Source organism: Craterilacuibacter sp. (assembly GCF_051659485.1).
Lineage (GTDB): Bacteria > Pseudomonadota > Gammaproteobacteria > Burkholderiales > Chromobacteriaceae > Craterilacuibacter.
The window spans coordinates 1-16,390 of the sequence record NZ_JBOFOO010000129.1 but is presented as its reverse complement, the minus strand read 5'-3'; the positions used below and the strand labels follow the sequence as shown (position 1 = coordinate 16,390).

The window sequence follows — 16,390 nt, the reverse complement described above, 5'->3', positions numbered from 1 at the left end:
AAAGGCGGCAGGCCAAGGCGCAATATTATAGCAATCACTACCCAACAGGCACGCGACTAGTTGATCAATTGCAATCCAATCGACTGAACCGGCCTGTCGGCAGACAACTTAAGGCGGCGCCCGCGCGAGCAATGCCTCTTTTAGCCAGCACCCTGCCTGCCCAAGCGGATGCGCACGATGCCACTGCAACTCGAGCGCCAGCGTCTGGAGCGGAATGAAATCCGGCTTCAGCACGATGACTTCCTGACGTGCCAGCGGCTGATGCAGCAAAAAATCCGGAATCGCCGCCCAGCCTAGCCCTCGCTTGACCAATTCCAACACCGCAAGATCGCCCTCAACCCACCAGACTTGTGCAGCCAGCCGAAAACGCTGACGCTCGGTGCCTTCCCGCCGCCCGGTAGCCATCAGCTGCCTTGCCCCTTGCAGATCGCTCTCATTCAGTTCCGCCTGGTGAGCCAGCGGGTGATCAGGGGATACCACCAGCGGCATCATGACCCTGTCCAAACTGCAGGCGACAATCTCTCGCTGCGGCTCGACTTTCTGATAACTAATACCGAGCTGGGCGCGACCCGTGACCAGCATTTCGGTGAGGTCTTCCATCAGCGGAAAAAGCAACTCCAGCTCGACTGTCGGATAGCGGGTGGCAAATGCCTCCAGCAGGGGCGCTAGCCAGGGCAGATGGGCGTCATCATCAATGGCCAGGGTCAGGCGTGACTCCACGCCCGCAGCCAGCTCCCCGGCAATCGCCTGTAAACGCTCGCTTTGGGCCAGCAAGATTCCAGCCTCCCGCACCATGCGCGCGCCTGCGATGGTCAACTGCGGGTAACGGCCGGTACGGTCGAATAATTCAAGGCCCAGATCTATCTCCAGATTGGCAATGGCAGTACTCACGACCGACTGCGCCTTGCCCAGCTTGCGGGCTGCCGCCGAAAACGAGCCGGTCTCTGCTGCTGCCAGTAGTGCCCTGAATTGTTCCAGCGAGGGATTCATCCTTTTACTCCTGTCATCTCCGGGGCGTGCGTTAATCCATCTATTTTAACGATAGAAACCAAGATGAAACCATCGGAAACAGACGGTATATTGGCCGCCATAAACACGCTAATAGCGAAAGGAAAACTGACCATGCGCAATACCCGTGACCGCCTGCGCCACACAATCGGCTTTGAAGTGATTGGCCTGCTCATTGCATCTCCGCTGGCAAGCTGGATCACCGGGATCAGCCTCACCCATATGGGGCCAATGGCACTGTTCTTCTCGCTATTGGCGGCTGTCTGGAACTATGCCTACAACCTTGGCGTAGACAAACTGCTGCTCAAGTTGCAGGGCCACACCTACAAGAACCTGATGCAGCGGGTATTGCATGCCTTTGGTTTTGAAGGGGGACTTATGGTCTTGACCCTGCCCGTGATGGCTTGGTGGCTGGGGCTCAGCATGCAAACCGCTCTGGCGCTCAATCTTGGTTTTGTGGCGTTTTATCTGGTTTATACCTTCGTTTACAACTGGAGCTATGATCAGGCCTTCCCTATCCCTTCACCACAGACGGCCTGATTAAATAGGCAAAGGCACCACAATCAACAAACCGGCCCCATCATCACCGCACTGATGATGGGGCCGGATACGACGGCGGGCGCGGAGAATCAGCTGCCGGTGCCGCCTATGGTCAGCCCGCCATCGATGCGCAAAGTGGGCTGGCCTACGCCGACCGGTACGCTCTGGCCTTCCTTGCCGCACACGCCAACACCGGAGTCCAGCGCCATATCATTGCCTATCATGCTGACCTGGGTCAGCACATCAGGCCCGCTGCCGATCAGGGTCGCGCCCTTGACCGGATAAACCAGCTTGCCGTTTTCAATTTTCCACGCTTCGGACGCCGAGAATACGAACTTGCCGCTGGTGATGTCGACCTGGCCGCCTCCGAAGTTCACCGCATACAGGCCGTCCTTGACCGAGGCGATAATCTCTTCGGGGTCGTGCCCGCCGGCGTGCATATAAGTATTGGTCATGCGCGGCATCGGAATACTGGCATAAGACTCGCGCCGGCCGTTGCCGGTTGCGGCCGCCCCCATCAGGCGCGCATTCATCGCGTCCTGCATATAACCCTTGAGAATGCCGTCTTCGATCAGCACCGTACACTGGCTAGGCTGGCCTTCGTCATCCACGCTGAGCGAGCCGCGCCGTCCTTGCAAGGTGCCGTCATCGACAATGGTGACGCCAGGCGCAGCCACGCGCTCGCCGATACGGCCGGCAAAGGCGCTGGTGCCTTTGCGGTTGAAGTCGCCCTCCAGACCATGGCCGATGGCCTCGTGCAACAGCACGCCGGGCCAGCCCGCAGCCAGCACCACCGTCATCTGGCCTGCCGGTGCCGCTTGCGCCCTAAGATTGGTGGTGGCTTCCTTCACCGCACGCTCGACATAGCCGGTGACGACATCATCAGTAAAGTAAGACAAATCAAAGCGACCGCCGCCGCCTGCACCGGCCTGCTCGCGCCGTCCGTTTTCCTCGACGATGACCATCACCGATACCCGCGACAGCGGGCGCACATCGGCGGCGCGTATGCCGTCGGCGCGGGCGATATACACCACATCATATTCGGATGCGACACTGGCCATCACCTGAATGATGCGGCTATCGCGGGCGCGGGCGATACGTTCGATACGATGCAATAGCTCAACCTTGGCCGCCGCCTCCAGGCTATGGCACGGGTCAATCGCCGGGTACAGCGCGGCGCCGGAGACCGGGCGGGCGGCACCGACGCGGATATCACCACCGTTACTGCCGATGGCACGTACGGTATCGGCTGCGCGTGCCAGCGCACTGGCGCTGATTTCATCGGAATAGGCAAAGGCGGTCTTTTCTCCGGAAACGGCACGCACTCCCACGCCCTGATCGATACTGAAGCTGCCGGCCTTAACGATACCCTCCTCTAGACTCCAGGCCTCGTTGCGGGTGTACTGGAAATAAAGATCGGCATAGTCGACGCCATGCCCTTGCAAGCGCCCGAAAGTCGCATCGAGTATGTTTTCGCTGATGCCGCCGGGGGAGAGCAGCAGCGTATCGGCTGCCTGATAGGTATCTTGATTCATATATTAGGGTTCTCAGGCTAAGGTACGGTGCGTCAATGCCGGCAAGCGGCTACGCACCGACTGGATCAGGGTCGGATCTATTTGGGCCAGTACCAGACCTTCGCCCTCGGGCAGTTGGTCCAGGATACGGCCCCATGGGTCGATAATCATCGAATGGCCATGAGTGCGGCGGCCATTCTCATGCAGGCCGCCCTGTGCGGATGCAATCAGGTAACACTGGTTTTCTATGGCGCGGGCCCGCAGCAGCGTCTCCCAATGCGCCTCTCCGGTAATTGCAGTAAACGCGGCCGGCAGCAGCAGTACATCAAACGGCGTCAGCGCCCTGAATTGTTCGGGGAAACGCAAATCGTAACAGATCCCGACAGCCAAGTCGGCAAGCGGCGTCATCACTTTCAGCGGCTCTGTACCCGGCAGGATGGTGTCGGCCTCGGCATAGCGTTCGCCCAGCCCCGAAAAACCGAACAAATGGATCTTGTCGTAGCGGGCATATTCTTTGCCTTGCGGGTCGAACAGAAGGCAGCTGTTGTAGACCTTACCTGGCTCAGGACATTGCAGCGGTATCGTCCCTGCCACCAGCCAGACGCCGTTTTCACGCGCCATGGCAGATAAATCCGCCTGCAAGCGCCCCTCGCCCGGCGCTTCGGCCAAGGCCAGCTTGTCGCGGTCACTTTGTCCCATCAGGCAAAAATACTCGGGCAAGACCACGAGTGCGGCACCGGCCGCTGCGGCTGCGGCAACCCAGTGGCGAGCCCTATCAAGATTATCGGCCACCGAAGTCCCGGAGACCATTTGCACAGCGGCTGCACGAAATTTTTGCAAGATTGTCATCCTGTAAGTCGCTTACAAAGTGGGGGCGGCCGGTTTTTTTCCGGCCGGATAGCTTAACGGCGATTCGACACGCTTGACCTGCGGATCGCTCAGGCTACCGCTGACATGGTAGCCAAATGAAAACAGGCGCCCAAACGGGTTACCAAACACGGTCTCGGCGGCCAGTGTCGCCAGACCCGCCACCGGATTGAGCAGCGCCGCGCCGGCGGCCAAGGCGACGCCCTGCGACAGCTTGGGGGTGACGGTAATATCCAGCGATTGCGTGTCGGCAGGCAGGCTGACCTGTCCGCTCATCAGCACCTTGGCGGCAGTGCTGTCTAGCTGAATACCGTTACTCTGAAAGATGCCATTGATCACCGCCACGTCCCCCTTGATATGGTCGAAAGCGAAACCCTTGTCGAAAACGGAAGCAAAATCCAGTCGCAACAAGCGCCGGACCGACTGCAGCGACAGAACGCTGAGCAGGCGTGCCGCTTGCGAGTCGAATTGGGAAAAGCGCCCGTCACGTACGTCCAGACTCAGCGAGCCGGAAATATTTTCCGCATCAAATTGCGTGAGTTCACCCGGCCATGACAAGGCACCTGCGAGGCTGCCACTACCGCCCAGTACTGCACCTGGATAGCCAAAGCGGGTCAGCAAGGCACCCAGATTACCGGACTCGAAAGCCAGCCGTATCGCGGTGCGACCGCCATCAACCGCATCCAGTCCGCTGATGTTAAAAACACCGTCAACGGAGGAGAGCACCACCTTGTCCAGTTGCCATAGCCCGCTGCCATGCTGCAGCATGGCTTGCAGTTTCCCCAGATTCAGGGCGCGGTAATAGACTGCATCCGCCTCAAAGGCTATCCGTAGCGCATGGGTAGCCGGCATCTTCGGTGACGGGGAAGAAGACGGCAAACCGCCCGCTGCAGTCGCTTCCGGTAGCGGAAACTTCAGATAGTCCAGCCTCGCTGTCAGCGCCTGCGCGGCAAACGGATACTGCATACGCCCGGCAAAATATGGGTTTTGCACTTTGCCGCTCACGCCTTGCCTGTCAACGCGTCCGTTAAGGTCTGTTAGCCCCCAGTCGCGTCCGGACAAGGTCAGTTGTGGTGTTTGCAATGCAAAACTGAATGGCCATGGCGGTAGTCCGGACACCCCCTTGACCGAAGCCGGTGCCGTCAACGCCGCCAGCCACGAGTCGGCATCCAGTTGCGCTGCCGCGACGGCCAGCGCCACACCATACGCAGGCGGGGCCGGCAGCGGCGTGCCTACGCCGATACTGGCTGCCTGCAAATCGCCATCCGCTGTCAGTTGCACACGCCCTGCGGCATGCCCTTGTATCCGCCAGTCTATGCGTGCGCCTTGATTGGGCAGGATGGCGGGCACCGCCAGCGTGAATGGCCAGCGTTCCAGCGCCGTTTTATGCGCCGGCGCCGGTGCCTGTATAGAAGTTCCGACCAGCGTGCTATCGGCCTGCAAGCCCTTGAATTGGCCGTCTTGCAGGCTAAAAACAATATCCAAGGGCGACACGCCCAAGGCAAAGGGTGACAGTGCCGGCAGATAAAATGCCAATACGCGGTGCATGTCGGCATTCCCGTCCAGCATGAAACGCGACAAGCCTTGTGCTGTCGTGTCTGCGCGCAAGCGCATGGGCTGGCCAAGTACCGACAGCGCCAAGCCGGGCGTGGACACGCCCTGTTCGTTAAAGGCCAGCGTACCGCTCACCGCATCCAGCGGCGGCACGGGCAAGTCAGTAAAGCGCAGCGGGTTGCCTCGCAGCCCCAGCCTGCCGTCGACCCGGGTTTTATCGGGCGTATCCAGCGGCAAGCTGATTTTCAGCCCCAGACCGGCCGCGCCGGAAGCCTCGATTTGGGCAAGAAAGCCATCCAGCCAGCCATTGACCGGGCTGGCCTTGGTGTAGTCCAGCATCGTCTGCAGCGGCGCACGCACTTGCCCTTCTATCTCGACGACGGCGGGCTGGTAAAAAAGATCCCTGAGTTCGACTTTAACCTGCGACAGCATGGCGCCTTGCGTCAAGGCATCGTCGGCCTCGATCCGCACTCCGTCATTTTTCAACACCAGCCGGCCGTTGATGGCGGAAATCGCCGGCCAGTCGGGCGCGAAAAGTAAGACGCCCCGGGCAAGCCTGGCGGTCAGATCAAAGCTGCCGCCCTTGCCTTCCGGAAAAGGAAAGGCCTTGAGATCGCCCTTGAGTGTGGCTTTAACGTCGTGCCCGCTACCGCCACCGAGCCCGGCTTGTAACCAGCGCAAGGTCTCCTTGCCCAGACTGTCGGGCAGGTAACGCACCACCTTCGCAAGCGGCACCTCGCCCAGTTGCGCGCTCAGATCGGACAGTAATGCGCCATCCGGCCGGATGGCCAGCGTCCCCGCGACTTGCCCGGAGAAGTCTTCGGTCGTCACCTCAAAGCCCGGCAAACTCAGCAACCAGCCCCCTGTTGCCACCCTTGCCCATGTCAGCTTGCCGCCGGCCTGCTTGAGTTGCCACGGATAGCTAAAGAGCTCGGGAGCATCAATATTGACGCCCTTGCCGGCCAGCTCAAGCTGCCCTCCGACCTGATTTAATGCAATACGTCCGGAAAAACCGCCGGCCACACCGGGGAAAGCACCAAAAGTCTGCCACCCCAGATCATCGAACTGGCCGGACAACTGATAAGCCGCCGGTTTTTTCAGTGCCCCTTGCCAGCTGGCCGATACACGGCTCACCCGCCCTTCCAGGCCGGCCGCGCGCCAAGGCTGCTCCGGCAGCCAGCCACTGGCGATCAAAATCGGAATCAAGGGTGCCAGATCAAGCTGGGAAGCGGTCAGCTTGCCACCGCCCTGATCCGACCAGTCCGCCTCGATACGGCTATTGTTGAACAGCTCGCCGGTTTGCGTCTGTAAAAAGAGCTGGTCAGCAATCAGGCGGTTACCATGTTTACCTTCGCGCTGGTAATTCAAGCGCCCGGCGATGCGCGGCAAAGCCAGCGGCGTTGCCGCGTGCTCGGCCAATGCCGCCTGCTCGACCTGCCCTTCGGCGATCAGGCTGTCGATATGGCCATCAGAAAAAGCCAGCTCGGCTTTGAAGTTGGCCTTACCCTTGGGCAAGAGCGCCGTTTTAGGCGCGTAACGCTCCCACCATGCAAAAGCGCCATCGCGCGCCAGCACCGAGACCTTGCCCTGCCACTGCTGCCAAGCATTGATATCGTCCCCACGCCAGGCAGCATTCAAACGAAAACCACCCAGATAACGTCCGTCAGGCTTGCCGTTCAATGCCAGCTTGTGGCCGAGCAAACCGCGGGTCAGCTCAAGGCTGGCGTCGGTAATCAGCAATGGCAGCGCATCGACCAGATCGTCCTGCCAGCGCAGGCGCGCCTGAGTCACCGTAATCGCATCTTGCGCGATCAGCCAGTTGACTAGCAGTCCATCCGACTGGCCGCTGCCTTGCGACAGATCGAAGCCGTTGAGCACGATGCGCCCGTCCGTTTCGCGTATCAGGCTTAAATCCAGCCCCGACAAGGCAATACGGGAAAACTGGGGCGACAGGGTCCACAGTGATGACCAGGCCGGTGTCAGCGTGATTTCATGCAGGCTCAGCGCCTTGCCGCCGGGGTTGCTGATGGCAAATCCGCTGAGCGTCACAGTGGGCAGCAGATAGTCCCAGTGCGTAGACAGCGCACGCACCGACACCTCGCGCCCGATCAGCCTAGAGGCCTCGGTCGTCAGGTAGTCGCGAACCTGCGGCAGGCTGGGTTTCAGCCAGAATTGCCAGACCAGCACCAGCAGCAAGAGCGCCGACAACCATAGCGCCAGCATGATGCCCAGCGCACGCGCGCTCCACACCATGATTTTTTTGACCGGCAAGCGGCCTAGCCGGGCGCACCAGTGTTTGCCTGTAACCGGCTTGGGGAGGGTAGAATTATCTTTCACGATCTTGTCATCGCCTGGGAACCGTATTATGCCAGTTACTGCCGTACCCTATGCACGGTCTTTCAGCTTTTATCTGGACCGCCTGCTTCAGGCTAGACCGGAAAGGCTGGACGAGCTTGTTGCACATCAGCACCACCCCTTCGAGCTGGCCCAGATACAGGCATTTGCCGACTGGGACAACCTAGGCGATCCGGAAACACTGATGCCGGTGTTGCGCCATTTGCGCCAGGCGGTGATGGCGCGACTGATTACCCGCGACCTGGCAGGGCTCGCCTCGCTGGAAGAGGTGGTTTCCACCATCAGCCAGTTGGCAGAGTTCGCTGTTCAGCGCGGCCTGATTGCCGCCCGCCAGGCACTGTCGCCATTTGGCGACCCCATTGGCGAGGAGTCCGGTGCGGTACAGGAGCTGATCGTCATCGCCATGGGCAAACTGGGCGGACATGAACTGAATGTCTCGTCCGATATCGACCTGATCTTTATCTACCCCGAAGACGGCGACACCAATGGCGCCCGCAGCCTGTCCAATCACGAGTATTTTACCCGCCTGGGCAAACAGCTGATCCGCATCATCAGCGAACCGGGCTCCGACGGGCTGGTGTTTCGCGTCGATATGCGCTTGCGCCCCTACGGTGACTCCGGCCCCTTGGTGATGAGCTTTGCCGCGCTGGAAAACTATCTGCTGACCCAAGGGCGCGAGTGGGAACGCTATGCATGGATCAAGGCGCGGGCGCTCTCGGGAGACGCCAGCGCGCTGTCCGAGCTGGTGCGCCCTTTCGTCTACCGCAAGTATCTGGATTATGGTGCCTATGGCGCGATGCGCGAGCTGCACGCCCAAATCCGGCGCGAGGTGGCACGCCGCGATATGGCGCAGAACATCAAGCTGGGACCCGGCGGCATCCGCGAGGTGGAATTCATCGCCCAGGTGTTCCAGCTGATACGCGGCGGGCGCGAAAAAAGCCTGCAACTACGCGGCACACGCGCCACGCTGGCGCAACTCAAGGCGCTGCACCTGATGGAAGACAGCGCCATCGCCGAGCTGCAGCAAGCCTATGCATTTTTACGCAAACTTGAGCACCATCTGCAATATACCGACGACCAGCAGACACAAACCCTGCCCACCAGCCCTGAAGCCTGCGCTGTGCTGGCGCACAGTATGGGGTTTAGCGACTGGTACGCATTCATGAATGCATTGAATCTCGAGCGGCGCCATGTGACCCGCCATTTCGAGCAGGTTTTTTTCCTGCCTACCGAAGAGACGCAGGCGCATCCGCTGGCACCCTTGTGGCGCGACATCCTCGATGCCGCCAGCCATAGCCGCGAGCAACTGGCAGCCCTGGGGTATACCGATCCCGATACCGTGGTGCGCCAACTGGCGGCCATCGCCGCCAGCCAGCGCTATCTGCAGATGCCCGAGCGCAGCCAGCGCCAGTTCGACGCGCTGATTGCACCGCTGATCGAGGTGGCCAGCCATCAAGCCGGGCCCGATGCGACGCTGATCCGCATCCTCGCCCTGCTCGAAGCCATCAGCCGGCGTGCGTCTTATCTCGCCCTGCTCAGCGAATACCCGCAGACCCTGCAACGTCTGGCGGCACTGTGTTCGGCCAGTGCCTGGGTGTCCGCCTACCTGACACGCCACCCTATTTTGCTGGATGAGTTGCTGGACGCACGCGTGCTGTATGCCACACCTGACTGGCAACTGCTGGCCGAGCAGCTTGAAGCCCAGCTGGCCGGTTGCGAAGGCGATGCCGAAAGCAAGATGGATGCCTTGCGCCACTTCCAGCACGCACACGTATTCCGGCTGGTGGCACAGGATATTGCCGGCATGTGGACGCTGGAAGCCTTGTCGGATGAACTGTCGCGACTGGCGGATCTGGTGTTGTCGGCTAGCTTGCGCCATGCCTGGCTGGATATTGCCAAGCGCCACACCGAAATCCCGCGCTTTGCCATCATCGGCTACGGCAAGCTGGGTGGAAAAGAGCTGGGCTATGTCTCAGACCTCGACATTATTTTCCTCTACGAAGACGAACACCCGGATGCCCCGGAGCTTTACGCGCGTCTGGCGCGCAAGATGTCGACCTGGCTGACCAGCACGACCAGCGCCGGTGTGCTGTACGATATTGATCTCAGGCTGCGACCCAATGGCCAGAGCGGGCTACTGGTCAGTACGGTGCAGGCTTTTGCCGCCTACCAGCACACCCACGCCTGGGCATGGGAGCATCAGGCGCTCACCCGTGCGCGCTTTGTCGCAGGCGACACGGCGATCGGCACCGCCTTCGATGCCGTGCGCCGCGAAGTCCTGATGCAGCAACGCGATGTGGCCGGCCTCAAGCAGGAAGTCATCGATATGCGTACCCGCATGCTGGAGACCCACCCCGCACGCGATCAGGATATCAAGCATGCCCGCGGCGGCATTATCGATGCCGAGTTTATTATCCAGACACTGATTCTGGCCTATGCGCACCAGACGCCGGCACTCACGGCCAATACCGGCACCATCGCGCTGTTGGCCGATGCCGCCGACGCCGGCCTGATCGACCCGGAGCTCGCACATCCGGTGCAGGATGCGTATCGCCACTATCGCCGCCTGCAGCATGCGGCACGTCTAAACGACAAGGGAGAAGTCGAAGTCAGCGAGGCTTTGCATGCAGACTATCGTGCGGTGCGTGCCTTATGGCTGGCACTGTTCGGGCAAGTCATCTGAAGCTTCTGCACACTTGTCATGCTGAAGGTATAATCCGGGCGACGCGCCGCTCATTCAGGCCAGCCGGCGCCGATAACCGGCATTTGGGGCGCTTAGCGCGAACGCGGTATACTCGCCGCAACAAGACCAACAACACTGAAGAAACCCGCTATGGAACCGACTGAAAACACCCGCCGCACCATTGAAGTCACCGCGACCGACCTGCCTCTGGTCTGCCCGATGCCCGACATGGTGAAATGGAACTCGCATCCGCGCGTATTCCTGCCCATCGTCAAAAATGGCGGCGAAGCACTGTGCCCATATTGCGGCACCCATTACCAATTGACGGGTCCGGTCAGCGGCCACCACTAAGTGCCTGACCCTGCCCGATTCAAAGGTGCGTCCGGCGCGCCTTTTTTGCTTGCCCAAACATGAAAAAAATTCTGGTCATCGGCCCCTCGTGGGTTGGCGACGGCGTAATGGCTCAGCCACTATACCGCCGCCTGCTGGAGCGCAATCCCGGCGCCGAAGTACATGTTTTCGCCCCGGTCTGGACCATGCCGCTATTGGCGCGCATGCCGGAAGTCGCGCGCGCGCATCTCAACCCCTTCGGTCACGGCCAGTTGCAACTGGGTGAACGCTGGCGCGTGGCACGCGAACTGGCGACAGAAAAATTCGATCAGGCCATCATCCTGCCCGGTTCGATCAAATCGGCGCTGATACCGTTTATGGCCGGCATTCCCAAGCGCACCGGCTTTACCGGTGAAATGCGCTATGGACTGGTCAACGATATGCGTGCGCTGGACGAAAAAGCGCTGCCGAAGATGATAGAGCGTTTTTGCGCACTGGCAGAAGCGCCGGCGGTCGCCCCCGAATTGCCGATTGCCCACCCCCGCCTCGCTTTCAATAGCGAAACGGGGCAGGCAAGCGCCATGCGGCTGGGGCTGGATTTATCCCGCCCGGTGGTGGTGATGTGCCCCGGTGCCGAATACGGCCCGGCCAAACGCTGGCCGGCACGCCACTTTGCGGCCTTGTCGCGTGCCTTTGCCGATGCGGGCTGGCATGTCTGGCTATTCGGTTCGGCCAAAGACAGCGAGATCGGCCATGCGATCTGCGAACAAGCCGGCGGTGCGGCCACCAATCTGTGTGGCGCGACCGGACTGGAAGAGGCCATCGACCTGATGGGCTTTGCCTCACTGGCGGTGTGCAACGACTCCGGACTGATGCATATTGCGGCCGCGCTGGGTATTCCGCTGGTGGCGCTCTATGGCTCTTCCAGCCCCGGCTTCACCCCCCCGCTATCGGACAAAGCGGCGATTGTTACGCTGAGTCTGGATTGCAGCCCCTGCTTCGAGCGTGTCTGTCCGTTAAAACACACCAACTGTCTGGAGAAAATGCAGGCCGAGCGGGTGTGGCAAGCGGCACAACAGTTGCTGGAACGCCATCCGCCGGTACCAGACGCATCATGAGCCACACGACAAGCGAACCTGGCAGCCGGCGCATGGTCTTGGTGCGTGCTGCCGCCCGTCTGTTCCGCGATCAGGGCTACGAGCGCAGCACGGTACGCGACCTTGCCCACGCTGTCGGCATGCAATCGGGCAGCCTGTTCTACCACTTTCGCAGCAAGGAAGAGATGCTGGTCGCGGTGATGGCACTGGGCATCAGCAGCACTACCGAGCAGCTGCAACTGGCGCTGGATCAGGCAGACACATTACATGCCCGGCTCGCCGCCCTGTTTCACGTGCACCTGAATTCCCTGCTGGGCGAAAATCAGGCGGCGCTAGAGGTGATGCTTTACGAATGGCGTAGTGTCTCCGAAGACGCCCGCCCCGGCCTGGTACTGCTACGCGACCGCTACGAAGCACTGTGGCAGCAAGTACTGGACGAAGCTGCCGCCGCAGGCCTCATCAAAAGCAATACCCGCTTGCTGCGCCGCACCTTGCTTGGCAGCCTGCACTGGACGGTACAGTGGTATCGTCAGGAAGGCAGCCTCTCGGTCGCCGAACTGGCCGACCAGATCCTGGCGCTCACACTGACCGAGGCCTGAGCGCGTTCAAGAGAGAGCGGAACGAGATAGCCCTTGCCGGCTAAGTGAGGGTTGCACATTCAGGCTCAGCCCAAGGTTTGCTGCCCCAGCGCGCTGACGCTATTGAGCATGATGCGCACCAACTCGGTCTGGCGGCGTACGCCAGTTTTGGAAAAGATGGAGCGCAAGTGCGCGCGGGCGGTGTTGTGGCGTATGCCCAGCTCTTCCGCGGCTTCTTCCAGCGACAAGCCATTGGCCAGATGCACGGCCAGGGTCGACTCTGCAGGTGTCAGACCGAACAATTGCTGGGTGACCTTTAGCGGAACCGCACTCTTTTTTTCCGCATCGCGCACATAGACCATCACCGCCGGGCGCTGCTTGCCGCCTATCCATTCATTGCTGGGCACCGCCTTGACCACCACCCCGAGGTTGACGCGTCCGGACGGGCGCGACAGCGACATGGCTTCCACCATCGCTGGAGCACTGCCAGCGGCCACCGGCTTTTGCTGGCGGACAAGGTTCTGGGTAATCATGGCCTGTAGTTCGCGACTCTCGGTCGAATAGGACGCGACCAGCTTGCCCTGATAGACCTTGAGTCCGTCGCCCTCGGCCAACAGTTCGCTGGCGATCTGGTTGCTTTGCAGGACCTGGCCTTTTTCATCGAGAATGATGGTCGCCACCATCATGCGTGACACCGCCTCGGTGTAGAGCAGCCCCACCGATTCGGTCGCACGCATGCGGGTCTGGATATTCAGCGTGCGTTTGATATGCGGCAGTAAACGGGTCAGCTCGGCCTTGTCTGCGGCACTGAAGGGGGCTCCGCTTTCCGGGCGCGTCACCCGGATTTTGAATTCACCATTATCCAGCGTCCGGATATCGGCCCCCATCACATGAAATACGCCGTATGGTTCACAGAAGTGATGGTAAAACAAGGATTGCCGCCACTCATCCTTACGCATCAAATCATCAATCACATACACCTTGTCGGATACCAAGTCGACAAAAGGGCTGGGGTAGCTGTATTGCGAACGCAAGCCGGAATGCGCCTCGAACACCTGGCCGGCCGTAATCATGGCGCCGGCCTGATCCGAAGTATCCGGCCGGATGATCAGTGTCACGAAGTTGGCATCCAGCTGGTCACGCAATAAAGCGACCGCTTTGGGCCAGGTGGTATTGTCGTAAGCGGTTTCGTAGAGCGCGCCCAGCAGCTGACTGAAGGTATCCAGTATTTCAGGCTGCCCGTTGCTGGCTAATTCGGCGTCCGGTGATGGGGCTGGGGCTGACGAAGGTGGCTGCATGGTTTGCCCTGTGATGGTGTGGTCTCGATACGCTAGTGCTGGCACTTTTGTTTGCTAAGCAGCAATCTACATGTCGTATGCTTAACCTGTAAATCATGCACTGCAGCAAACCGATGGCGCGCACTGCTGAAAACCGGCAGTGTGCACCATCGAGATCCAGCTCACACCGTCTGATGCTTTTGCGTCCCATCGGCAACAGGCGTCGGCGCCGCCTTGCGCTGCCACAATGCCAGATTCAGCCAGTAGGCCAGCGCCGGCGCCAGCGTAATGGCACCAAACACGTTCACAAAGAACATGAAGGCCAGCAGGATGCCCATATCCGCCTGAAACTTGAGCGAGGAAAAAGCCCAGGTGCCGACGCTCAGCGCCATGGTGAACGCGGTAAACACGGCGGCAGTCCCCCGCTGACGCAAGGCCTCGTACACGGCCTCGCGCAAGTCCAGTCCGCGCTCCTGCATCTCGGTTTCGATGCGTTCGAACAGATAGATGCCGTAGTCGACCCCCACCCCCACCCCCAGCGCGATCACCGGCAGTGTCGATACCTTGAGGCCGATGCCCAGCAGCGCCATTAGTGCATTGCACAAAATGGACACCAGCGCCAAAGGCACGATGATGCACAGCACCGCACGCCAGGAACGGAAAGTCAGCAGACACAGCAGCGAAATCGCGCCAAAAATGGCTAGCAGCATGGTCACTTCGGCATGCTCGACCGCTTCATTGGTTGCGGCCGCCACGCCGGCACTGCCGCCTGCCAGACGGAATTTCACCCCCGGGGTCTGGTTATCGGCGATAAAGCGTTTGGCTTCATTTAGGGCATTGACCAGTGTCGCCCCCTTATGGTCCTGAAGGTAAACCAGCACCTGCATCGCGCCGCAATCCTCGACGGTGAGGCCGGTCTCCGGCCCCATGGCGCGCGCGCCCTGACGCAGCGCCTCCGAGGTTTGCGGAATGCCTGCCCAGCGCGGATTGCCTTCGTTCTGGCCTGCGATGGTGAACTTGACCAGCGTCGGCACCGCCACCACCGATTGCACACCCGCAACACCCTGCATCTGCAAACCGAAACGGTCAACGGCATTCATCAGCGGATATTTGAGGCAGCTCCCCTCGGGGTTATCGGTCTTGGATTCGACAATCACCGACAAGACATCCATCCCGATGGCGTAGGAGCCGACGATCTGGCTATGGTCGCGGTTATAGCGAGAATCGGCACGCAGTTCGGCTACGCCCGAGCCGGTGTCGCCGACTTCGAGCTTGCGCGACTCCATTGTGCCCCAGCCCAGCAGCACCAGCGCCACCGCAATACTGAATAGCCCCGTTTTTGCCGTAGCGTAGCCCGACAAACGCCACCACAGCGCCTGACGCCCGCCGCGGGCCGCCGCGGTGCGTAGCGCAGACGGCTCCAGTTTCAGGAAAGACAGCACCAGCGGCAGCAGCATCTTGTTGGTCACGATCATCAGCGTGACGCCCAGACACGCAGTCGCCCCCAGTTCGCGCACGATCTGGATATCGATCAGCATGATGACCATAAAGCCCAGCGCATTGGTCAACAGCGCCACCGAACCGGGCACAAACAGCTTGCGAAACGCCGCCTTGGCCGCTTCGCGCGCATCCTTGCCGGCGGCCACCTCCTGCTTCCAGGCATTGGTCATCTGCACCGCATGCGACACGCCAATGGAGAAAATCAAAAACGGCACCAGAATGGACATCGGATCAATGCCCAGACCGAACACCGGCAACAAGCCTACCAGCCACACCACCGGCAGCAAGGCGACCGTGAGCGCCACCACGGTCAGTTTCAGCGAGCGGCTATAGGCCAGCAGCAGCACGGCCGTAATGGCGAAGGCGATACCGAAGAAGGCAAACACCTGCCCCAGTGCCTCTTGCACATCACCCACTACCTTGACAAAGCCGATGATATTGATTTCTATCTTGTCGTTACCGTATTTGGCGCGTATCTGTTCGAGCTTGCCGGCGATATCGGCATAATCGACCTTGGCACCGGTTTCGGGATTGATATCCTGCAGGTCGGCCACGATCATCGAAGCCGTCTGGTCGGTGGCGATCAGGCGGCCGATTTCACCCGAACGCGCCACATTGCGCCGCACCACATCCAGTTCGTCCGGCTGGGCGGTAAAGCGCGCCGGCACCACCACGTCGCTGAGAAAGCCCTCCTCGGTCACCTCGGTGTAGCGCACGGCCGGGCTATACAGCGACTTCACCCGCGCCCTGTCCACGCCGGGAATAAAGAAAATCTCGTCGTTGATATTCTTCAGCGCCTCCATATACGGCTGACTGTAAATATCCGAACCATCCCGGGCCCGCACATTGATCAGGATGCGGTTGGCGCCGGAGAACACCTTGCTGTAGTCGCTGAGCGTCTGCATATACGGGTGCGACAAGGGGATCAGCTTGTTAAAACCCGGGTCCAGCCGCGCTTGCGATGCCCCCCAGCCCAGTGCCAGCGTGATCGCGGCAAACAGCAGCAACAGGGTATTGCGGTGGCGAAACAGGCGTTCGGCGCAGGCATCGACCATCTGGCGCAAACGCTGGTTTTTGCTTTCATGAC

11 protein-coding genes are annotated in these 16,390 nt (G+C 60.5%); 5 read left to right on the top strand and 6 right to left on the bottom strand.

The genetic code is table 11. The annotated features are described in order from the left end of the window. Positions 1–108 precede the first annotated feature (108 nt). Complete coding sequence (locus tag ACRC1E_RS04540; RefSeq protein ID WP_438513922.1) at positions 109–990, bottom strand: LysR family transcriptional regulator; 882 nt, start codon at positions 988–990, stop codon at positions 109–111. 63 nt (positions 991–1,053) lie between these two features. Between ACRC1E_RS04540 and ACRC1E_RS04535 the strand changes: the two genes are divergently transcribed. Beyond that, entirely contained in the window at positions 1,054–1,548 is a 495-nt protein-coding gene (locus tag ACRC1E_RS04535) for a PACE efflux transporter (protein WP_438513921.1), read from the top strand. Between the two features lie 89 nt (positions 1,549–1,637). Here ACRC1E_RS04535 and tldD read toward each other — a convergent pair whose 3' ends face one another. From tldD to ACRC1E_RS04520, 3 genes are read right to left on the bottom strand one after another with little or no spacing between them, the layout of a single operon-like run. Next, positions 1,638–3,083 (bottom strand): metalloprotease TldD, encoded by a 1,446-nt coding sequence (gene tldD, locus ACRC1E_RS04530; protein ID WP_438513920.1) that lies wholly within the window; start codon positions 3,081–3,083, stop codon positions 1,638–1,640. 12 nt (positions 3,084–3,095) lie between these two features. Next, positions 3,096–3,902 (bottom strand): carbon-nitrogen hydrolase family protein, encoded by an 807-nt coding sequence (locus ACRC1E_RS04525; RefSeq protein ID WP_438513919.1) that lies wholly within the window; start codon positions 3,900–3,902, stop codon positions 3,096–3,098. Positions 3,903–3,923: 21 nt separating this feature from the next. After that, positions 3,924–7,820 carry a YhdP family protein gene (locus tag ACRC1E_RS04520; RefSeq protein ID WP_438513918.1) on the bottom strand — a complete coding sequence of 1,299 codons (3,897 nt, stop codon included), beginning with the start codon at positions 7,818–7,820 and terminating at the stop codon, positions 3,924–3,926. 28 nt (positions 7,821–7,848) lie between these two features. Here ACRC1E_RS04520 and glnE point away from each other — a divergent pair, with 28 nt between their 5' ends. From glnE to ACRC1E_RS04500, 4 genes are all read left to right on the top strand, one after another. After that, the gene (gene glnE / locus ACRC1E_RS04515; protein ID WP_438513917.1) at positions 7,849–10,521 is read left to right on the top strand and encodes a bifunctional [glutamate--ammonia ligase]-adenylyl-L-tyrosine phosphorylase/[glutamate--ammonia-ligase] adenylyltransferase; all 2,673 of its coding nucleotides are present in this window, start codon (positions 7,849–7,851) and stop codon (positions 10,519–10,521) included. A gap of 150 nt (positions 10,522–10,671) precedes the next feature. Continuing rightward, a complete protein-coding gene (locus ACRC1E_RS04510) occupies positions 10,672–10,872 on the top strand; it encodes a zinc-finger domain-containing protein (RefSeq protein ID WP_438513916.1) in 201 nt (66 codons plus the stop codon). A gap of 59 nt (positions 10,873–10,931) precedes the next feature. After that, positions 10,932–11,969: a lipopolysaccharide heptosyltransferase II gene (gene waaF / locus ACRC1E_RS04505; protein WP_438513915.1), complete on the top strand. Its 1,038-nt coding sequence runs from the start codon at positions 10,932–10,934 to the stop codon at positions 11,967–11,969. Next, on the top strand, positions 11,966–12,547 hold the full coding sequence (locus ACRC1E_RS04500) for a TetR/AcrR family transcriptional regulator (RefSeq protein ID WP_438513914.1): 582 nt from the start codon (positions 11,966–11,968) through the stop codon (positions 12,545–12,547). The genes waaF and ACRC1E_RS04500 overlap by 4 nt, the downstream gene beginning before the upstream one ends. 65 nt (positions 12,548–12,612) lie before the next feature. Here the strand turns inward: ACRC1E_RS04500 and ACRC1E_RS04495 are convergent, their stop codons facing one another. Together ACRC1E_RS04495 and ACRC1E_RS04490 are read right to left on the bottom strand one after the other, a co-directional pair. After that, on the bottom strand, positions 12,613–13,824 hold the full coding sequence (locus ACRC1E_RS04495) for a helix-turn-helix transcriptional regulator (protein WP_438513913.1): 1,212 nt from the start codon (positions 13,822–13,824) through the stop codon (positions 12,613–12,615). A 161-nt stretch (positions 13,825–13,985) separates the two neighbouring features. Continuing rightward, on the bottom strand, positions 13,986–16,390 hold a 2,405-nt coding region (locus tag ACRC1E_RS04490; RefSeq protein WP_438513912.1), incomplete at its 5' end, for an efflux RND transporter permease subunit.